Here is a 21687-nt window from a genome sequence, read left to right on the forward strand (position 1 = left end):
ATTGCTACTCTGATTATTTGGTGAGCAAGCTGTCGGTCTTGGCTGCCATGACAAAGTCATTGCGATGCAAACCTTTAATACTGTGCGACCACCAAGTGACCGTCGCCTTGCCCCACTCTACCAATATGCCCGGATGATGCCCTTCTGCCTCAGAAATCTCAGCAAGCTCATTGGCAAATGCCATTGCTAAAACAAAGTTCTTAAATTTATATTGGCGCTGTAATTGCTTGATGCCATCGATTTCAATCAACGTCCACTCTGGAATTTGTTGTAATAACTCTGTTGCTTCGCTGTCGCTGACTGTCGGTGCGCCAATACGGCAGGCTTCACAGCTGGCTTGTGATAATGTCGTCATGATAATATCCTTTTATATTAACTATTGGTTTTTTAATGAATGTACGTCCGTGTTGACGTTGGTTCTTTTACTACTTATAAAAAATGCACTATCTATTAAGCCGTCTTAATAGCATATGTTGGCTCAAACAATCCTAAGCTCATCGCCTTTTTTACAGCGCCCATAATGTCGCTATTCACGATATCAAATAACGTATCCAAATCGTCAATTGCATAATAGATAGGCTGAATTTGATCAATACGGTAAGGCGTGCGCAATACGTCAATCAAATCAAACGCACGACAGTCCGGATCATCGCTTAGGGCATAGATGGTTTCAGACGGTGAGCTTAAAATGCCGCCACCATAAATCTTGCGGGTTTCTTTGGTCGCGCCCATTAGACCAAATTCGATGGTGAACCAATACAGGCGTGCTAAATAAAGACGCTCTTGCTTAGTCGCATTGAGACCAAGCTTGCCATAAGTCTCATTAAAAGTTGCAAAAGCAGGATGGGTCAGCAGCGGACAATGCCCGACGATTTCATGAAAAATATCTGGCTCTTCGATATAGTCCATATCATCAAAGCGGCGGATAAAGGTCGCAACCGGAAAGCGTTTATCAGCTAAGAGTTTGAAGAATTTACCGAAGCTGATTAACGCCGGTACAGCAGCGGTTTGCCAACCAGTACTGGCTTGCAATACTTCATCAATATCTTGTAGTTGCGGAATATGCGTTGCTGGTAGCTTGAGTTTCTCTAAACCCTCAAGATAGGCTGAACTGGCACGATTGGGTATTTGCTTGGCTTGACGTTCAAGCAGTGCTTGCCACATCGCGTTTTCATCGTCACTATAATGAATATGACCATGATTATCTGGCTGGCGCGATACGTAAGGTTGCTTCTTCTGAGTTAAATGATGAGTAGAAGCTTCAGTGCTTAACGAATTGCTACTGAGAGGCTTTATGTACGCAGTTGTCTGGTGACGGCTTTCCATGCCTAGTTTCCTTATATTGCAATGAGTCCAATACCTTGGTATCAGTCATTTGCTTTATTCACTTTGTCTGCCTCGCTTTTAACGTTTATTATTAATAGCCGAGTAACAAAGGTAATAAGGACAAGATAAACCCCTTTCATCTTGCCCTTTTGATACTTGTTTAAAAGTGCTTTTTTAAAGGCACTCTTAAGAAATCTCTGAAAATTATGGCGCTTCTGTCTCTATCTCTGTCTGACCAACCATGCCACGGCGTACTTGATCGCGCTCGATTGATTCAAACAATGCTTTAAAGTTACCTTCGCCGAAGCCTTCTTCGTAATCACCTTTGCGCTGGATAAACTCAAAGAATACTGGGCTGCCTAAGATGGTTTCAGAGAAAATCTGTAGTAGCAGACGCGGAACATCGCCCTCCGTCGTGCCATCTAACAAGATACCGCGCATCTGTAGCTCAGAGATATTCTCGCCATGACCTGGTAGACGCTCATCAAGCATCTTATAATAAGTATCATTTGGTGCCGTCATGAGTGGAATACCCATCTCTCGCAATTTGTCGATGCTAGACAATAAATCATCACTCAATAGCGCGATATGCTGGATACCTTCGCCATTAAATTGCATCAAGTACTCTTCGATTTGACCGCCGCCCTGCTTTGACTCTTCGTTCAATGGGATACGAATTTTGCCATCAGGTGCAGTCATCGCTTTACTGGTCAAGCCAGTGTATTCACCTTTGATATCGAAATAACGGATTTCGCGGAAGTTAAAGATACGCTCGTAGAAGTCAGCCCAGTAAGCCATGCGACCACGGTAGACGTTATGCGTTAGATGGTCGATGACTTTGAAGCCAAAGCCTTTTGGATGCTTATCAACATCAGGCAGATATTCAAAGTCGATGTCATAAATAGAGTTACCAGCGGTAAAGCGGTCGATAAGATAAATGAGCGAGCCGCCGATACCTTTGATCGCTGGCAGACGTAACTCCATCACCCCTGTTTTCACATCGACTGGTTCAGCACCGTTTTCGATCGCTAAATCATAAGCTTTCTGGGCATTTTTTACACGGAAACCCATGCTACAGGCGCCGGCACCATGCTCACCTAAAAAGTAGCTGCCATGGCTTTTTGGCTCACGGTTTAATATGAGATTGATGTCTCCTTGGCGAAACAAGGAAACATCTTTTGAGCGGTGATTGGCGACATGGGTAAAGCCAAGGTTGCGAAACAGCTCTTCGACAAGCTCAGGCTCTTGTGAGACGAACTCAACAAAATCGAAGCCTTGTAGACCCATAGGGTTGTCAAATAAATCTGCCATTGTCATCATCCTTAATTGCAATTGGTGGTATAAAGCGCTAAAAATTAGCAAAAAATAAGTTTCATCAATCATTCCTATTGACGATTCATTTATATTAGATTAGCTTGATTTATAAGACTAATCGTATTTTTTGATTTATTTATCAGGTTTACTTATGAATATCAGCATTCGCCAACTTACCGCTTTTATCAAAGTCGCTGACAACGGCAGCTTTACTCGTGCCAGCGACCAGATGCATTTGACCCAATCTGCGGTCAGTGGATTGATAAAAGAGCTTGAATCTAGCCTTGGCATTGTGTTGTTTGATCGCACTACACGCCAGCTGTCGTTGTCGGCAGTTGGACGGCATCTATTGCCGCAAGCTCGGCGCATCTTAAATGAGATGCAGCTGTTTGAAAATGAAGCCAGTAGCTTAACGAGCTTAGCGCAAGGTCAGGTCAGGCTCGCTGTATCACAGTTTGCGGCCTCCTCTATGCCAGCGGTTATCGCTCAGTTTGCCAAAGAATATCCTGAGATTAGCGTGTCTTTGCTCGATTGCTCAGCAGAAAATGTCTTAGAACACATTCAAAACATTGAGGTGGATTTGGGCGTGGGCACTGAGCTTGAATTTATGGACGCTGAAGATGACATCAGCGCCGATTTGTTATATCAGCTGCCATTCTGTGTGGTCATGCCTGATAGTCATGCTCTGGCACGTAAATCTGAGATTGTTTGGCAAGATTTGATTGATACGCCGCTCATTACCCTGCAAGGTCCATTTATTGAGCAAGTGACCGCAGAGCTTGATGAGCGTATCGCAAACCACATACAACAAGCACGCTATAAAGTAAATTTTATGTCGACAGCGCTCGAGATGACCCGTCAAGGCTTTGGTATTACCTTGTGTCTGCCTTATATGCCTGAGGTGATAGACTGGGTCAGCGCTAATGGTTTGCAGATGCGACCTTTGACGCAACCTGTCAAAATGCGCCGATTCTTTATTTACCAACGTTCATCGCGAGCTTTATCGCCGGCGAGTATCGCTTTTAAGCATTTTTTGCAGGGCTACTTTGCGACCCATTTTGATGATTTGCAAAATATTTAACAGCCAGCTTTCTACCCTTTATCAAAACAAGTCAGACGATGATTCAAGAAAATGGCATCACTAGGCAAAAAAATGCATGAATTGGTGGGGATAATGGAATCTAACATTGAGTTAATGCCCAAACTGGTTTATGCTTTTTAGCGCCTCAACTTATACCTTTGTACTTATATCCCTTGTAAGGAAAACACATGTTTGAACGTATCGATTACTATGCCGGCGACCCAATCTTAGGATTGATGGACAAATTTGCAGCCGATAACAACCCAGATAAAGTCAATTTGGGTGTCGGTGTCTATTATGACGAAGATGGCAAAATGCCAGTACTTGAGTGTGTAAAAACAGCTGAACAACGTATTGCAGACCCAATCTCTCCTCGCCCGTATTTACCAATGGCAGGTTTACCAGGACATCGCAAAGGCTGTCAAGAATTGCTGTTTGGTAAAGACGCTCAGATTTTACAAGATGGCTTAGTGGCTACTATCGCGACCATCGGTGGCTCTGGTGCACTAAAAGTCGGCGCAGAATTCATCCACGAATGGTTCCCGCAGTCTAAGTGTTACGTGAGCGACCCTACATGGGGCAATCACATTGCTATTTTTGAAGGGTCTGACGTCGAAGTCGGTAAATACCCGTACTACGATACTGCTACTGGTGGCATCAAATTTGATGAGATGATCGCGTTTTTTGAGACATTGAATAAAGATGATGTTCTGCTGCTTCATCCTTGTTGTCATAACCCAACGGGCGTTGATTTGACTCGTGAGCAATGGGATCAAGTCCTAAACGTCATTCAAGCGCGCGAGCTGATTCCGTTTATGGACATCGCTTATCAAGGCTTTGGCGAAGATATGGACAGCGATGCTTACGCCATTCGTAAAGCCGTCGATATGGGTCTGCCATTGTTTGTGAGTAACTCATTCTCTAAAAACTTATCGCTATATGGCGAGCGTGTCGGTGGTCTATCAGTTGTTTGCCCAACGGTAGATGAAACTGATCGCGTCTTTGGTCAGCTGAACTCTACGGTACGTCGTATCTACTCAAGCCCGCCATCACATGGTGGTCGTGTGGTTGATATCGTTATGAACGACGAAGCCTTGCATGAGCAATGGGTTGGCGAAGTATATGCGATGCGTGACCGTATCAAATCTATGCGTACCAAACTCAAATCAGTATTAGAAGAAAAAATCCCAGGTCGTAGCTTTGATTACTTGACCGCCCAGAACGGTATGTTTAGCTTTACAGGTCTGACGCCTGAACAAGTTGCACAACTACAAAGCAAGTATGGTATCTATATGGTATCGAACTCACGTATGTGTGTTGCCGGCTTAAACAGTACCAATATCGACTATGTTGCCAATGCGATGGTTGACGTTTTAAAAGATTAATTCCCTCATCGCTTTTATTAACATATAAACAAAGGCTAAGTATCGTTACTTAGCCTTTTTTCATGCGTTGGATTTCGTAGTGGGGATATTTTTAGCAAAAAAGGCAAATATAGTCAAAACGCTACGGTACTGCTGGTACAATTTTTTTGCAGCCTCTGTCTGCATGGGCACAGCAAGCAAGAAAAATTGATACCAGCAGTACCTAATGTGTTGATATGACTTTTCACTGACTATAGCTTTTAGTCTCGGTCAAAACTCAATCAATTTATAGGACGAGCACATAAAAAAACTTGCAATCGATTACACTATAAATTACATTATACGTAAGTAGTTAATTATAACGTAATTTAATATTCGCTTTAGCAAGGAGCCGATCATGTCAACGATTGACAAAAACCTCTCATCTTTCCTCGATATCGCAACCGATTCTGACTTCTCTATTCATAACCTACCTTATGGCATTTTTAGCGATACTGCCGACGGCAAACGCCGCGCTGGTGTGGCTATTGGCAAGCACGTATTGGACTTATCGGTACTTGAAGCTGAAGGGCTATTAAGTCTAGACGGTGGTCCATATTTTGATCAAAATACCTTAAACGCCTTTATTGATTCTGGTCGAGACAACTGGACCAAAGCACGTCAAACCATACAGACGTTACTTTCTAGCGACTGCGATACCTTACGTGATAACGAAGATTTGCAGCAAATAGCCCTATTTCAACAATCAGACGTCACTATGCATCTGCCGGTTCAAGTGCCCGGCTTTACCGATTTCTATTCGTCTAAAGAGCACGCAACCAATGTCGGTACTATGTTCCGTGACCCAAGTAATGCCTTACTGCCTAACTGGACTGAGATGCCAGTAGGTTATAACGGACGCGCCAGCACCGTCATCGTCAGTGGTACAGATGTGATACGTCCATCAGGTCAGCTAAAACCCAATGCCGATGACCGCCCTATTTTCTCACCCTGTAAGCGTCTGGACTTTGAGCTTGAAACGGCGTTTGTCGTTGGCAAAGGTAATAATATTGGTCAACCAATTGCCGTAGATAATGCTATTGATCATATTTTTGGTATGGTTTTGCTAAACGATTGGTCAGCTCGTGACATTCAAAAATGGGAATATGTGCCGTTAGGTCCATTTAACGCCAAAACTTTTGCCTCTGAAGTGTCTCCTTGGATTGTGACGATGGAAGCCTTAGCACCGTTCAAGATGCCATGCCCAACGCAAGAACCAAAGCCGCTTGCTTATCTAAACGAAAAAAACAGCAATAATAGTTACGATATCCATTTATCAGTAGAACTATTGCCTGAAAATGCTGAAGAAGCAACGGTGGTTTGCGAAACCAATTTTAAATATATGTACTGGTCAATGGCGCAGCAGTTGACTCACCATACTATCACTGGCTGTAAAGTAGAAGTGGGCGATATGATGGGTTCAGGGACTATCTCAGGACCGATGCCTGATTCTTATGGCTCGATGTTAGAGATTGCGTGGAATGCAACCAAACCTGTCACCCTCCAAGGCGGTGAGACACGCAGCTTTATCGAAGATGGTGACACGGTCATCATGAAAGGCTATAGCGAAAAAGACGGTATTCGTGTTGGCTTTGGTGAAGTACGCGGCAAAGTATTGCCTGCCCTTACCTTCGATTTTGACAAATAGTACTTATTTGTTGACCTGTATATAGTAAACGTTTATGTATAAAAAGGCGTGCAAACGATAGCGTTACGCTGTTAGGGGTTAATGACTTATATTCATAGTTACTAACAGCCAACCGATTGATACAAATTGTACGTCCTATCAAAAGGAGTTTGATATGAGTTTTAAAATTGAAAAAATCCATCATGTGGCCTATCGCTGCAAAGACGCTAAAGAGACCGTTGAATGGTATAAAAAATATCTGAATATGGAGTTCATCCTAGCATTCGCTGAGGATCATGTACCTTCTACCAAAGCCTTTGACCCTTATATGCATGTGTTTTTAGATGCGGGCAATGGCAATGTCTTAGCATTTTTTGAAGTGCCTAATCAACCTGAAATGGGCTTTGACCCTAATACCCCAAGCTGGGTACAACATCTAGCGATGAAGGTAAAAGACCGTGATGCCTTAATGGCAGCTAAAAAGCATTTGGAAGAAAACGGCATCGACGTGATCGGTGTGACGAATCATGGCATCTTCCATTCTATCTATTTCTTCGATCCTAATGGACATCGTATGGAGCTTACTTACGATGATATTACCTCAGAAGAAAAAGTTTCGATGATTACTAAAGAGATGAAATATGAGATGCTGGACGAATGGTCACGTACCAAACGTGCGCCAGCACATACTCAGTTTTTACATGCAGAGGAGCTGGCTGAAGCACGAGAAGTCGCGCCTGCCGGTGAGTAATATTTTTTAGCGTTTAGAGTATTCTTTATAAAATAGCTAAGATAATTCTTAGCTATTTTACGAGCTACACTATTTGATAACGTTGTGCAATTGCTAATATTTGCTCGACCACATTACGCTGATCACTCATGGGCAACTGCTCTGTGGTACCAATGATAGTAATGGCATACTCCAAAGACAAACTTTCAACAGATAGTTTGTCTTTGTCATATAGATTCGCAGTGGTTGAGAGCTGCGGTATGATAACGGGAATAGTAATCGCATTAATCCCCATTAACATATCACCAGTAACAGTCGCATAGCCTTGGGTTCGAACTTTCGCTCGCAACTGGTTAAAGTGCTGCCATTTCTCTGTTATTGCTGACTCTTGTTTCGCCTGCCATTCTGTGATGACCAAGGGTTTGATAATGGCGTCTGGCTGATAGCTTGCAAACAAATGACCTGTCGCAGATGTAGTCAGCGGCATACGCGATCCGATGCGAGTAATAATACTAATAGTGGTGTCTGGTTCAACGGATTGAATGATAATCGGTCCTTCGCTAAACCATTTAGCGATTTGTACACCGCAGTTAAGCGTGTCTTTGATCTCATTAGCAATATGCGTCAGACGATCCAAGATATTATTTTGATTAAACCCACTATGACCTACTGCTCCTAGCGCGCCCATTGCATGAACTCTATCACCAAGTCCATAACGTCCATCACTGAGCTGGCGAGCATAGTGTTTACGAATAAGACTGACCAAATAACGGTGGCACTTTGCTGGATGCATTTGCATGGCTTGTGCAATATCCTTTAGCATCATCGGCTCGTTACAATCGATGAGCACGTCTAATATCGACAGCCCAATCTCAAGCGATTGTACGCCGCCTTGGTTTTTATTCATCCTAGTAAGATTGTCTATCAGGTTTTCAGCTGCTGGCATGGTTTACTCTGTGAATGATTAACTGAATGCGTTATCAATACAATATTAGAAAATTGAAATAAAGACTTAATGTCATAATAGGTATCTTTTACTCTTTAAGACATTAATAAGCTCAGTAATTATAACCCTTTATCTTACTCACAACACAGCATAATAAAAGGAATGCACTATGATGACACTTTATGGCTACTTTCGCAGTAGTACCTCTTACCGTACACGTATCGCAATGAATTTAAAGCAGTTAGATTACGATTACATTGCGGTTAATTTAGCAAAAGATGAACAATTAGAAGCCGTCTTTCAATCTATTAATCCTCAAGGCTTGGTACCCGTCGTACAAATAAATGATTTATGGTTGTATCAAAGTCCTGCTATTTTGGAGTGGTTAGAAGAGGTCTATCCTGAGCATCCTCTATTGCCCAAAGACGCAGCAGGTCGCATGCAAGTACGGGCTTTGAGCGCTATGATTGGCTGTGATATCCATCCGCTAAATAACCGACGTATTTTGCAGTATCTGCGTAATGAGCTGTCAGTAGATGAGGATCAAGTCATGGCTTGGTGCCATCGCTGGATGAGTGAAGGTTTTGACGCTCTCGAAAAACGCTTGGCACAAGACAAAACACGCGGTAAATTCTGCTATGGCGACAGCCCTACTTTTGCAGATTGTTATCTGATTCCGCAGGTCTCTTCTGCCGAACGCTTCAAGGTAGATCTCAGTGCTTATCCAAATATCGTTGCGATCGACGCCCACTGTCGAACATTAAAGGCTTTTGCCGACGCTGACCCTATGGTGCAGCCTGATGCACCAAATGCTTGATATAAGCTGCAAAAAAGCCTCCTAAATTGGAGGCTTTTTTCTGAAAATATAGTGGTACTATTGCCATTTATACTATTTAACTTAAAGTATGAAAAATAGGCTATTCAAATATTCATATCAGATTGTGTTGCAGCCACTGTTTTTATGGGTACTGCGAACAGCCAAGCCGTACCACAATTACAGTAAAAAAAGCCATCTTTAAATTCGACAATATAAGCGGTAAAATCGTTACCACAATGATCCATCATCGCTTGTTCGTCACTGTCATCATCGACTGCGCACCATATTTGTTTGTCACCTCGTGCAAGCAATGCGCGTGTTAAATCGCTTCCTCTCAACTCATTATTCATACCCAGCTCCTTAACTTCTCTCACCATAGTTTGAGCTATTCGTCATGAAATATAGGGTTTTCTATACTGATATTTATTAATGATCTTTATCGTTGTTAAAGCGATGAGCTTGATATAAGCGATGCAAATCCATTTGCTACTCATCTGTACCCATCAAAAATTATGCCTATATTTAACGATGATTTACCTTTCTTGCTCTATTCTATAAACGCTTTGTATCCTAGCTGTCTTATTGTAACGCTATGCAAGCAAAAGTGTAACAACCAGATATAGTATTTCCGATGAATGGTCAAGATATGAATATGAACGGTCGGTACATTTAAAAATACTACTAAGTGTTATGCATATTAATCGGATTTGGCACCTTATAATCTAATAGTTCTTTGAATATTATCGATTAAATGAACGATGATGCACTATCGATATTAAATTTTTAGAATAGTTTTCAGTAGTTAAAAAAATCTAATGAAACTCTTGTTTTTTATTAACCTATGTAACACTTCTCACTTTTTGAGTGAGCATTAGAGACCAAAATCGGTGCGAAAAATCAGGTAAAATAGTTTTATGACAATACATGTTACAACAACAAACACTAAACCTGCCGTTAGCCAATCTAACCTTCGCAAAATCATTCATATCGATATGGATGCTTTTTATGCCAGTGTAGAACAGCGTGATTTTCCTGAGCTGCGTGGCAAGCCATTGGTGGTTGGCGGCGATCCCAATGGTCGCGGTGTGGTTGCGGCAGCAAGCTATGAAGTTCGTAAGTTTGGCGTACGCTCCGCGATGTCATGCTATGAAGCCAGAAAGCGCTGTCCTGAGGTGATATTTGTACCGCCGCGCTTTGATGTTTACCGTGCTGTTAGTGTTGAGATACGTCGTATCATGCACATTCTGACCCCACATGTTGAGCCGTTATCATTAGACGAAGCCTATTTGGATGTTACTGGATTGTCTGTTCATCAAGGCTCAGCCACATTAATGGCAAATTGGTTACGAGCGCAGATTTTAGGACAAACGGGTCTAAACGCCTCTGCCGGTGTCTCATTTAATAAAATGCTGGCGAAAATTGCCTCTGATATTAATAAACCTAATGGCACAGCGGTCATCACGCCAGCGGATGCTGATGCCTTTATCAGCGCTTTGCCTATTGAACGCTTCCACGGTATTGGTAAAGCAACGGCCAAACGCCTGCATGCAATGGGTGTTAGTAACGGCGCTGACCTTCGGCGTACGCCAGCTGCCATACTAGTCAATGAGTTCGGTAAGCGTGGACAGTTTTATCATGATATCGCTCATGGACGTGATGAGCGTGCGGTCAAGTCTGAGCGTACACACAAATCAGTGGGCTCTGAGACTACGTTTAGAGAAAACTTAACGGATGATAATGAACTAAAAATACAAATCTATGAACAAAATGCTGATGCCTTTAGTCAGCTGCACAAAAAACAGCTTATTGCCTATACTATTACTCTAAAGGTCAAATACTCAGATTTTACTCAAGTCACGCGCTCGCATACCTTATCGACGGCATTTGATAGCGCAGAATCCGCTCACTTTTGGTTAGATAAGCTATTTTTGGACATTCCGCGTACTCTTCCTATTCGATTGGTTGGTGTGACATTTTCTTCGCTCACATCTGCAACGCAAGTCACGCCACAATTAAATTTATTTGAATGATTTTTCGCCTGAATTTTTTAGAGAGTTTTCCTAAATAAATATCTCAATTTTTTACTTAGGCTATTTTATTTATATTTAGAGGTAAATAAAAAAGTACCACTTAGTAAAACATTCTTTCATATCCTCATTTCTGCTACAATTGCTCTCAAAATTCTCATCTATCGAAAGACTTTCTTATGACTGACTCTGAACCTCAAACCTTAAATAATAACTCTGAAATTACTGCCAGTCATAATGACGATATTTTAGAGTATCTAAGTGTTGATGATTATGATTATGAGCTGCCAGACCAGCTGATTGCCCGTTATCCATTGGCACAGCGCTCCGCGTCAAAGCTACTTTACTTGCGCGCTAACAATGCTAATAGTCAGGTTGAAGTTGAAGATAAGCTGTTTTCTGAGTTGCCAGAATTACTTAATGCAGGCGACTTGATTGTTTTTAACGATACCAAGGTAATGAAAGCGCGCTTATTTGGTCAAAAAGATACCGGTGGAAAGATTGAAGTATTAATAGAGCGTTTGGTCGCTCTCTCCGATTTAAATAGCGCGGATCTAGACACAATAACGTCAAACTCTGACATCATAGACATGACGGTTATTGCAGAAAAGCATATCGCTCTTTGTCATGTCAAAGCCAGTAAAGCGTTGAAGCTTGGACAAGGTCTTGTACTTGCTGATGGTCATATGACTGGTGTCATGATTGGACGCCAAGAGAACTTATTTATCTTGGCTTTTGATACGCCCATTCTGCCTGATTTAGAGCTATATGGTGAGCTGCCTATTCCACCCTATTTCGAACGCCATGCTGATGCGACCGACAATACTCGCTATCAGACTGTTTTTCATGATCCTGCTAAGCTTGCCAGCGTCGCTGCCCCGACAGCAAGCTTACATTTTGACGATATTGTATTAGAAAAGCTGGCGGCAAAAGGTATTCAAACCGCTTTTGTTACACTGCATGTCGGCGCAGGTACTTTTGCTCCGGTAAAAACAGAGAACCTGCTGAATCATACGATGCATAGCGAATATGCACACCTGCCTCAAGCCACTGCCGACCTTATCAATCAGACCCATGCCAATGGCAAGCAAGTCATTGCTATCGGGACTACTGTCACACGTGTCCTTGAAACGGCTTACCAACAAACCGCAGTCGATAGACAGCCACTCTCTGGCTGGGCAGGTGATACAGAGATTTTTATATATCCCGGTTTTGAGTTTGGCGTCGTGGATAAGCTACTGACCAACTTTCACTTGCCAAAGTCTACGTTGCTGATGCTAGTGTCCGCATTTGCGACAAAAAAATCTATCGAAGAAGCTTATCAACATGCCATCGAATCCGAGTATCGGTTTTTTAGTTATGGTGATGCCATGCTGCTTGATAAAAAAGTTGACTGATGTGTGTAAGTATTAAACATGCAATTGAACTATTGGTCACAACAGCAGTGGAATAAACTGGTAAACTAAACAGTATTTTGTTATAACAACACAGACAACTTTTACTCCAAAGGGCTGCATATGTCTTGTCATTTATCTTACCGCTTGACTAGCATACATCGCGCAGTATCGATGGCATTGTTTTATTCAATAAGTTATGCAGCCTTAATATCTAGCGCCCAAGCAGCGACTATCGGCAAAACAGTTGTTATTTCAGCTCAGCACGAACCTTTAGTTGCCAGTATTATGGTCACTGATATTGAAAACACTGACTTTTCAGCCAGTTTGGCAAATTCTGCCATTTATCAGCAAATGGGTCTAACCCCAACTGATTCCATGATCGTACGCTTTCATCCGACTTCAGCTACAAGTGGTCAAGTTTTTATTACCACCACCAAGCCTATGTCCAAACCCTTTGCCGATGTGGTTCTAGCAATTAATGATGGCAATCAGCGTAATGTTATCCCAAAAACATTACTGATGCCGCTTAATGATAGCTTGCCGATTGCGACTTCTAAAAATATCGTAACAGGCGCAAAAAAGCCTAATTTACCCGTGGTTTCTACAACTAACGCGCAGCCATTGACGGTTAGAAATGGTGCACCGCCACCTTTATTATCATCTGGTTCATCGAAACCTACACTAAAGGCTGCAACATTACCCGAGCGCAATGTTCAATCGCCTAATATACGAGTACCTGTTATTCAAACGCCAAGTATCCAAGCGTCAAGCTCACAAATACCAAGCGTTCAGGCAACGACTATACCCTCTGGCTTACCAACAGCAGTTGCAACAACGACACAAAGCAATATCACAACCTATGCGCCTAGCCGTTTAGAAAACGGTCGATTAAATAATCCTATTGATATAAAAAACGATAGTGTCATGGCGGTCGCAAATAATGACAATAATACAGCTTTAACCGTCTCATCAAATAGTACGCTTTCTGCTACTAGCGAGACTGATAAACAGCTCGATATTTTAAACATACAAATTACTCGTCAGATACAGCCGAAGAGTCAAAGCAATACAGATATGATGGTTGCTAGTCCTATGGCTCCTAAAACCCTGACGCCGAATGAAGCAGCTTTCACCAATAAAAATAAAGCTATTATTCCAAATGATAGTAATAATATGGTCGCTACAGCCCCACTCAACAATATTCCCCCTAACTCGAATGCTTGGCAGAAAGCAGTGACGCCTAAAACGTCGGCCGCAGCAAAAAACACTTCAAGGCAAGTATCAGATAATTCAGCTAGTAGCGAGATCAATTATACCGTGCAGCGTAACGACAACTTGTGGGTGATTGCCCAGCAAATTGCAGAGAAGAACAATATCGACGTTCAAACCGTCATGAAAGAAATTCAGACGCAAAATCCTGACGCTTTTATCAATAGAAACGCCAATCAATTAAAAGCAGATGCACAGTTGAGTTTACCTAATTATGATGCGCTACCTTCACAGCAAAAACTTGAAGCTGCTATCAGTGCTCAAAGGCAATATAGAGGCGCCAATACACCTGTCGCAAAAAAACCAACTGCATCAAATCCTGTGTCCAAAGGTGACAATACGCAAGCAACAAAACATACTGAAAAGCCGGCGACCACTAAGACTCAAATTTTACCAAAGGCGCAGTTTTCTGTCCTTGCTCCCGGTCATGAAGGCAGCGCAGATGGCACTAAAACCAAAGCAGGCATAGCAACGGGTAACGGACTTAGCATGGAAGTGTTAGACCTGCTTAAATCATCAAGACAAAGTACTGCTTCACAAGCGCAGCAGTTATCAAAAACTAGTGGTACGCTTGAGAGCTATACTCGCAAATTACAATTACAAAATCGAAAACTGGCTGAGCTGCAAGCTCGTCTCAAAAAATTACGCAATCAATAACTGCCTAACAGATCAATGCAAGCAGCTCTGATCGTAGGCGTGGGAGTAACTATGGACAATATGCTATATATCATCGCCGGATTGGTGGTTATTTTACTCGTTGCGGTCTTGGTCATGCGCAAAAACAAAGCGCAAAAGCCATCAGAGCATTTGAGTACAAATACTGGCAAAATTGAGCCCTTATCGAAGCATGCTGCTTCTAGAAGTACGCCTACTCAAACAGCTATCAATCATGAGAAAAAGTTTGATCATATTGAGATTGCTCAACGTTTTATGGATCAACAGCGCTATGATAAAGCGATTGAAACGCTCAATCGCGGCTTAAGCGAAAAGCCAAATGATAGCCAATTATCTCTCAAGCTCCTTGCGGTATATGCCACGATAGATGAGTCTGAGAATTTCAATAAAGTCTATGATGCTATCAAAGCAAATAATGATGACAAAAGTATCGCACAAGCTGATGAGTTAAAAGCTTTGCTGACTGAAGAACAAAACCAAGTCACTAAACAAACTATGTTAGCAGACAAAAGCGAAGATGCTGGATTTGAAAGTTTAGATTTTGATCTGCCGACCAATAAAGCGAGCAGCAATAGTCCAATCCTTGATACTAATACGGTTCAAAATGTTGAATACAAAAACGACTTGTCAGAGGCTACTAATGAAACCTTAGCAGCTTCGAATGCTTTTGATGATAATAATTTCGATGATATTGAGCAAGCGTTTGATCTTAGTCTGAGTGATTTAGAAGATGGCACTAATAAATCTGTCCATACTAGTAATAACTCGGCACCTGTCACCACGCTTGATGTAGTAGATGAAGATATTTTTGCGCCTGCAACTGTGGTTATAGACACTGATAATAGTCCTATTACTGACAGTGACAGTGATTTTGATTTTGATTTTGAATTATCTGAGCACAGTCTTGCATCTACAGAGACTCCCACCAATGACGCTACCGATGATAGTTTTAACAGCAGCTTAAATGAGCTATCATTAGAAGATGACTTTGTCTTAGATTTAAACAGTGACGCCGATACCAATAACGTTATCAATAATGCGCCTGTCACAACAGAGACAACTTATTTAGATGATGACCATCTGACCTTATCTTTACACAGTAAAGATGTGTCGAATGAGACGCCAGATCAAATAGAAATTCAGCATTCTATTGTCGAAGATAATTTTGAAGATTTTAGTTTCGAAGACGCAAATATTGAAGATACAAATATTGAAGGTATCAGCGCCGAAGAAACAAATAGCACAAAAAATGAGTCCGACGCTTCTAGCAGTGCCCCTACTACTCTGATGTTCGATGACGATACGGTAATAGACGATGATTTTGACTTTGATTCTTTATCTTTATCAGAGTCTACAACAGCAAGCACACCAGTTGAAGTTGATAGCGAATATGCCAATACTCATCTCGACAATGCTATTGATATAGCTCCTGCAGCCGACACTAGCAGTACTGAAGATTTTTCGTCACGGTTCGCAGCAGACTTTGATTTTGTTAAATCCTTAGACAGCAATCAAGTAACACTAGATTTAGCAGGTCAATACGTGCAGCTTGGCGAATATGATAGCGCCAAACGCCTACTTAATGAAGTCATTGCTAAAGGTAATGATGAACAGCAGCAGCAAGCACAACGATTGCTTGATCGCACTGCTTAAAATAAATGGTGTGATAGCGAGTATTCTAGCCACTTAGAATACTCGCTGCATTTAGAATAATGGTGCTTTTTCTATCTCTTCTCTAGCAATGATTTCTCTTTCAATAATTCTGCTCTATCGTCTATGTAATTTAAAACCAATACAGTGCACTCATCTATGACAAATACAATCCCTGTACCTATCCAACTTATTTATGCTGGCGGCACTTTTGGGAGTTATGGTCGTCCATTAGCGCCGCTATCAGCAGAGGTTTTTTTGCCAACTTTGCAGCAACTACTGGCAGAATCGGATAATGCGCTTAATCTATCGCCCATTGCTTGGCTTCACAATACTCTGATTAAGGACAGCAGTCAGTTTACACCCAGTGATTTTGTGCATTTTTACCAGCTTTTATTGTCGGCATATCAACAAGGCAGTAGACGTTTTGTGTTAATTACGGGCACGGATACACTCAGTTATTTGGGAGCGTTCTTAGCAGAAGCCTTTGCAGGTAGCGATATTTGTATTGTCGTTACTGGTAGTATGCGTCCGCTCCTAGATAGTGAGGAACTGCACTCTTATAAAGTAGATGCACAGAGTGATGCTTGGAACAACCTTACTGACTCGTTAAAGCTAGCAAGTGCAGGTGAATCTGGGGTGAAGATTGCCTTCGGCGGCGAATCATGGCCAGCGCAAACGGTGCAAAAAATACATAGCCATGACTTTATGGCATTTACTGGTCACTCTAGAGCGGCTTATCCTGCCAATAGCTATGTCAAAAGCTTACCAGATACTCGTCGGCAGCACTGGCTTGATGACCAACAAGATATTAGTGCTGATATTGCAGTTCGTGCCAAGCACGCTTACGTTCATGCGTTGTACTGTTTGCCCAATGCAACCGACGCTTTAAACCAACAGCTGCGCGCCTTATTAACACAGCCGCCTTGTGGCATTATTTTATTAGGCTATGGCGCTGGCAACGTCCCTTACTCAGTAAAGTTGGCAGAAGCCTTGCAACTGGCTTATGAAAAAGGTCATATGGTAGTGTGCGCTAGCCAATCGCCGTTTGGTGGTGTGAGCGACACTTATGCTGCGGGCAGTTGGCAATACGATTATCAAGTGGTTGCAGGCGGTCGTTTAACCATTCCGGCCATTTATGCACGCTTGCTATGGTTACTGCTACGCTACGATAGCCCAGCAAGGCGTCGACAACGCTGGTTAAATAACGTCCAGCAAACGGCCACCAGTATCAAAAAACGTTAAACTATCACTCACAAACTCTGTATAAGTTCCAAAATGACCATATCCATGACTGAAAACAACGAAGCAAAGCGCCCAATTTATACCTTAGCCATTGCTATTGAATTTTTGGGCACTCACTATCATGGTTGGCAACGCCAAAGAGAGGTACTTGGCGTACAAGAAGCGTTAGAGACCGCCATTAGTACTGTTGCCAATGAACCAGTAGAAGTGATTGCTGCAGGGCGCACAGACTCAAGTGTTCATGCTGGCAATATGATTGCCCATTTTGTTACTCATGCTTATCGACCCTCGCACAATTGGCTGCGTGGTGTAAATAGTCTTTTGCCTGATGATATCGCTTTACGCTGGGTTCAGCCGATGCCTGCTGACTTTCATGCTCGCTTTGCCGCTATTGCCCGTCGTTATCGCTACATTACTCTAAACCAAACTCAGCGTCCTGCTATCCTCAATCATCAGGTGACACATATTCATGAGCCGCTTGATCTAAAAGCCATGCAGCTCGCAGCAGCTGATATCGTTGGTACACATGATTTTAGTAGCTACCGTGCTGCTGCTTGCCAATCCAATCAGCCTGTGCGCCATATTAGCCATGCCAACCTATTTGCTCATGGTCAGTTTATCGTCTTCGATATTCAAGCTGATGGGTTTTTGCACCATATGGTGCGAAACCTGATGGGTACGCTATATGCCATCGGTAGACATGAATTAGAACCAGCTGACTTTTTAAATATCTTGGCTAAAAAGGATCGTACGATAGCGCCGCCTACCGCTTCTGGTGATGGACTATATTTTATTAATGCCTATTATCCTGAGCATTTTCAAACCTTACTGCCAAATGCGCCACTCACCCCTATTTGGCTCAACCTGCCCGATTAGATTAATATAATCTGGCATACATATCACTTACAGGCTGTCAAGTAAAAATCAGGTTCCGTATTGCTTTAATCTGCTAACTTACGTATAATATGGGCTTATTTTAAATTGATTGATGATACAAATTATGGCAAAAGACGAGATTATTGAATTTGAAGGCGAAGTCATTGACACCCTTCCAAATACTTTGTTTAAAGTTCGTTTAGAAAACGGACACGAAATCATTGCGCACATTTCAGGTAAGATGCGTAAGCATTACATCCGAATTTTGACTGGTGATAAAGTTAAGGTTGAGATGACACCTTATGATTTGTCTAAAGGTCGCATTACTTACCGTGGTAAAAACTAAATTCTTATCTACTAAGATAGTTATAAGAGCATATGTATAATGCTTGAGTGGTTTAACTGATAATAATAATGATACTGCTAACCTACTCATTATTGCCTATCATATTTTAGTAAGTTAATATGGTTTTACCATAAAAAATACCGCTAGATATCAGCGGTATTTTTTTGTCTAGAGTTTAGCCGTTATTTAAATTCAACAGTTGCACCACTTTGTATCACCCCAAGTAATGCAAGCGCATCCCAATTGGTTAGACGTATACACCCTGCTGATGCCTGACGACTGATACGAGCAGGATCGGGCGAACCATGAATCCCATAAGACGGTTTACTGAGTCCAATCCATACCGAACCTACAGGGTTGTTAGGACCGGGTGGCAAAATAGACTTGCTACCGTTCTCTGCTGTATAAGTATAATTAGGCTCGTGTACCTTAACTGCAACCGTATGCGTGCCTGTTGGTGATGGCGTCGCTGTACTTCCTACTGTGGTTGGATAGCTAGCAACCAAGATGCCTTTATCATCATATGCATACAATGTTTCGGTAGCCTTATCAGCAACCACTCGACTAACAGGTTTGATATTAGGATTGCCTGGATTGTAGACAGTGATGGTTTCGCCTAGTGCAAATTTAGCATTAGGATTAAGCGCCTTAAGATAACTTTCACTGATATGAAACTTTTCCGCCAAACCTTCAATGACAGTTTCATAGTACATCCCTTCAAGCTTGGATTTGGCTTCTGCTCCTGCTGGAATAACCGTGGTTTTTATATTGATATCTGCATCAGTGAGCTGATAGTTGACCAATACCGGTTGTGCCATAAGCTTATCATTCTTGGTCAATGCCTGCCACGTCTCAATATTCAATGTATCGGTCACTGCCAACCCATTTGCCATCTGAAAAGCCTGCATCGCCTTACGAGAGTTCTTTCCCCAATAGCCATCAACTGCACCAACACCGTTTTGATGCCAGTTTAATAGAGCTTGCAGCTTAGTGGTAGTATCACGATTTCTCTTCATACCTTGTTTCCAAGTAGCACTATTTACCTTTTGCGCCTCCATTGGTAGATTTTCAGTGGTATATTTTATGGTCGGTAAAAACTTATTCAACGATACTGCTGTCTTACTTTTACCAGCAACTTTTTGACTTACGCCATTGGTTACTGGGCTGACATCGTTGTTATTACTAGTTACTTGATTTTTACTATTAGACTCTGTGCTCTTAGTGGCAGTACCTTTTGCACTTCCTTCAACCGTGTCATTTTTGACATCGCTCGTTACTGCAATACTTTGCCCCATAAATAAAATGGTCGATAGACCAAGCGCTGCGATTGCCGTGCTGATTTTGGTCAATTGATACATGTATTACTCCAATTTGTTAAGTTATATTTTTTATTACAAACAATTTATAAGTAATTATAAAATTATTACCATTAATGCCTAATTAGGATTATATAATTAGTTCAACATACCATATGTCCATGTCAAAAAGCCTGTGACTAGTATAGGACTGATTTTACAATGTGGATTGAGCCAGTAGACATTGATTTATCTAAACCAGTTATAGATAAGCTATGGTGACATATTCCCATGTGAGCATATAACAGCATTGTGTTAATAAGCGCATTAGACTGCAGTATCTGTGTTAAAACAAATGCTTTTATGCAGCTTTCTGTTTAAAGACGTTAACATTAGCGAACGCTTCTCTTCTCTAAAAGCGAACAGTAAAAAACCCATAACTTGCTTAGCAAATTATGGGTTCATTATTATAAATTTTCAAAAATTCAGATTAGGATAAAGTAATCTCTATTAAATCAATTTTGCCAATACGGCTTGTCCCATTTGCTGACAACCGACTTGTATAAGTCCAGCTTCATTACGATCCAAGATATCGACCGTACGTAAGCCATCATCAAGCACATCACTGACCGCTTGTTCAATCGCTTGTGCTGCTGCTTCTTGTTTAAAAGTATAACGTAACATCATAGAAACCGATAAAATGGTCGCTAGTGGATTGGCTATATCTTGTCCTGCGATATCAGGCGCTGAACCATGACAAGGCTCATACATGCCTTTGCCCGCTTCATCAAGGCTGGCTGATGGCAGCATGCCAATAGAACCCGTCAGCATCGCTGCTTCATCAGATAAGATATCACCAAACAGATTGCCAGTGACCATAACATCGAATTGTTTGGGGTCTTTAATCAGCTGCATACAAGCATTGTCAGCATACATATGAGATAACGCCACATCGCTATACTCTGACTGCTGTAATTCAATCATCGTCTGTTTCCAAAGCTCAGTAACTTCCAATACATTGGCTTTGTCGATAGAGCAGACTTTGGCAGCGGTTCCTGCTGCTTGCGCGCGTGTTTGCGCCAATTCAAAAGCAACTTTGCCAATACGATTGATTTCGCTAGTGCTATACACCATGGTGTTATAGCCTTGCTGCTCACCATTTTCTAGTGTACGAATACCCCGCGGCTCACCAAAATAAATACCACCAGTTAATTCACGCACGATCAGCAAATCTAGACCTGAGATAATCTCAGGTTTAATGCTTGAAGCATTCACAAGCTGCGGATAAAGTTTGGCTACACGCAGATTGGCAAACAAACCAAGCTCACTACGGATTTTTAGCAAACCGCGCTCAGGACGTTTACTACGTTCGATACCATCCCACTTAGGACCACCAACTGCACCTAATAACACTGCATCTGCTGCGCGTGCACGTTGTAGCGTCTCTTCTGGCAAAGGTTCACCTGTTGAATCAACTGCCACACCGCCGATCAATCCAGACTCAAGGGTCAAACCTAACGCAAACTTATCATTGACAGCGTTCAGCACATCAATGGCCTGAGTCATGATTTCAGGGCCAATACCATCGCCCGCTAATGTTAAAATCGTTGCCATACTGGTCCTTGAGGTTGAGTAAATTTATATATCTATAACTTATTTTATA

Annotated in this window: 19 protein-coding genes; 12 read left to right on the forward strand and 7 right to left on the reverse strand. The window is 42.0% G+C overall.

The annotated features are described in order from the left end of the window. Window positions 1-13 precede the first annotated feature (13 nt). The 3 genes from PCRYO_RS07910 to hppD all read right to left on the reverse strand — a co-directional run bounded on the left by PCRYO_RS07910 (window position 14) and on the right by hppD (window position 2637). The gene (locus tag PCRYO_RS07910) at window positions 14-355 is read right to left on the reverse strand and encodes a 4a-hydroxytetrahydrobiopterin dehydratase (RefSeq protein ID WP_011513882.1); all 342 of its coding nucleotides are present in this window, start codon (window positions 353-355) and stop codon (window positions 14-16) included. Between the two features lie 95 nt (window positions 356-450). Further along, window positions 451-1326 carry a phenylalanine 4-monooxygenase gene (gene phhA, locus PCRYO_RS07915; RefSeq protein WP_011513883.1) on the reverse strand — a complete coding sequence of 292 codons (876 nt, stop codon included), beginning with the start codon at window positions 1324-1326 and terminating at the stop codon, window positions 451-453. Between the two features lie 204 nt (window positions 1327-1530). Continuing rightward, window positions 1531-2637 carry a 4-hydroxyphenylpyruvate dioxygenase gene (gene hppD, locus PCRYO_RS07920; RefSeq protein WP_011513884.1) on the reverse strand — a complete coding sequence of 369 codons (1107 nt, stop codon included), beginning with the start codon at window positions 2635-2637 and terminating at the stop codon, window positions 1531-1533. A gap of 154 nt (window positions 2638-2791) precedes the next feature. On the opposite strand from hppD, the gene PCRYO_RS07925 reads away from it, so the two are divergent. The 4 genes from PCRYO_RS07925 to PCRYO_RS07940 all read left to right on the forward strand — a co-directional run bounded on the left by PCRYO_RS07925 (window position 2792) and on the right by PCRYO_RS07940 (window position 7502). Continuing rightward, entirely contained in the window at window positions 2792-3721 is a 930-nt protein-coding gene (locus PCRYO_RS07925) for a LysR family transcriptional regulator (protein ID WP_011513885.1), read from the forward strand. Window positions 3722-3909: 188 nt separating this feature from the next. Next, window positions 3910-5106, forward strand: coding sequence for an aromatic amino acid transaminase (locus PCRYO_RS07930; RefSeq protein WP_011513886.1), 1197 nt, complete (start codon window positions 3910-3912; stop codon window positions 5104-5106). A gap of 376 nt (window positions 5107-5482) precedes the next feature. After that, complete coding sequence (gene fahA, locus PCRYO_RS07935; protein WP_011513887.1) at window positions 5483-6772, forward strand: fumarylacetoacetase; 1290 nt, start codon at window positions 5483-5485, stop codon at window positions 6770-6772. A gap of 154 nt (window positions 6773-6926) precedes the next feature. Then, complete coding sequence (locus PCRYO_RS07940; RefSeq protein WP_011513888.1) at window positions 6927-7502, forward strand: VOC family protein; 576 nt, start codon at window positions 6927-6929, stop codon at window positions 7500-7502. Between the two features lie 64 nt (window positions 7503-7566). Here PCRYO_RS07940 and PCRYO_RS07945 read toward each other — a convergent pair whose 3' ends face one another. Then, a complete protein-coding gene (locus PCRYO_RS07945; RefSeq protein ID WP_011513889.1) occupies window positions 7567-8427 on the reverse strand; it encodes an IclR family transcriptional regulator in 861 nt (286 codons plus the stop codon). Between the two features lie 172 nt (window positions 8428-8599). Between PCRYO_RS07945 and maiA the strand changes: the two genes are divergently transcribed. After that, entirely contained in the window at window positions 8600-9244 is a 645-nt protein-coding gene (maiA, locus tag PCRYO_RS07950) for a maleylacetoacetate isomerase (RefSeq protein ID WP_198010350.1), read from the forward strand. A 104-nt stretch (window positions 9245-9348) separates the two neighbouring features. On the opposite strand, the gene PCRYO_RS07955 is transcribed toward maiA, so the two are convergent. After that, window positions 9349-9594 carry a hypothetical protein gene (locus PCRYO_RS07955; protein ID WP_105575667.1) on the reverse strand — a complete coding sequence of 82 codons (246 nt, stop codon included), beginning with the start codon at window positions 9592-9594 and terminating at the stop codon, window positions 9349-9351. Window positions 9595-10158: 564 nt separating this feature from the next. Between PCRYO_RS07955 and dinB the strand changes: the two genes are divergently transcribed. From dinB to infA, 7 genes are all read left to right on the forward strand, one after another. Continuing rightward, window positions 10159-11274, forward strand: coding sequence for a DNA polymerase IV (gene dinB, locus PCRYO_RS07960; protein ID WP_011513892.1), 1116 nt, complete (start codon window positions 10159-10161; stop codon window positions 11272-11274). Between the two features lie 176 nt (window positions 11275-11450). Next, window positions 11451-12668: a tRNA preQ1(34) S-adenosylmethionine ribosyltransferase-isomerase QueA gene (gene queA / locus PCRYO_RS07965; RefSeq protein WP_011513893.1), complete on the forward strand. Its 1218-nt coding sequence runs from the start codon at window positions 11451-11453 to the stop codon at window positions 12666-12668. A 120-nt stretch (window positions 12669-12788) separates the two neighbouring features. Beyond that, entirely contained in the window at window positions 12789-14594 is a 1806-nt protein-coding gene (locus tag PCRYO_RS07970; RefSeq protein WP_011513894.1) for a FimV/HubP family polar landmark protein, read from the forward strand. Window positions 14595-14645: 51 nt separating this feature from the next. Beyond that, window positions 14646-16265: a FimV/HubP family polar landmark protein gene (locus tag PCRYO_RS07975; RefSeq protein ID WP_011513895.1), complete on the forward strand. Its 1620-nt coding sequence runs from the start codon at window positions 14646-14648 to the stop codon at window positions 16263-16265. Between the two features lie 156 nt (window positions 16266-16421). Continuing rightward, window positions 16422-17507, forward strand: coding sequence for an asparaginase (locus PCRYO_RS07980; RefSeq protein ID WP_011513896.1), 1086 nt, complete (start codon window positions 16422-16424; stop codon window positions 17505-17507). A 45-nt stretch (window positions 17508-17552) separates the two neighbouring features. After that, the gene (gene truA, locus PCRYO_RS07985; protein ID WP_041753136.1) at window positions 17553-18383 is read left to right on the forward strand and encodes a tRNA pseudouridine(38-40) synthase TruA; all 831 of its coding nucleotides are present in this window, start codon (window positions 17553-17555) and stop codon (window positions 18381-18383) included. A gap of 124 nt (window positions 18384-18507) precedes the next feature. After that, window positions 18508-18729 (forward strand): translation initiation factor IF-1, encoded by a 222-nt coding sequence (infA, locus tag PCRYO_RS07990; RefSeq protein WP_010199824.1) that lies wholly within the window; start codon window positions 18508-18510, stop codon window positions 18727-18729. Between the two features lie 182 nt (window positions 18730-18911). Here the strand turns inward: infA and PCRYO_RS07995 are convergent, their stop codons facing one another. Next, the gene (locus tag PCRYO_RS07995) at window positions 18912-20087 is read right to left on the reverse strand and encodes a L,D-transpeptidase family protein (protein WP_011513898.1); all 1176 of its coding nucleotides are present in this window, start codon (window positions 20085-20087) and stop codon (window positions 18912-18914) included. A 447-nt stretch (window positions 20088-20534) separates the two neighbouring features. Then, window positions 20535-21638 (reverse strand): 3-isopropylmalate dehydrogenase, encoded by a 1104-nt coding sequence (leuB, locus tag PCRYO_RS08000; protein WP_011513899.1) that lies wholly within the window; start codon window positions 21636-21638, stop codon window positions 20535-20537. Between the last annotated feature and the right edge of the window lie 49 nt (window positions 21639-21687).

This window comes from Psychrobacter cryohalolentis K5 (genome assembly GCF_000013905.1).
Taxonomy (GTDB): Bacteria; Pseudomonadota; Gammaproteobacteria; order Pseudomonadales; family Moraxellaceae; genus Psychrobacter; species Psychrobacter cryohalolentis.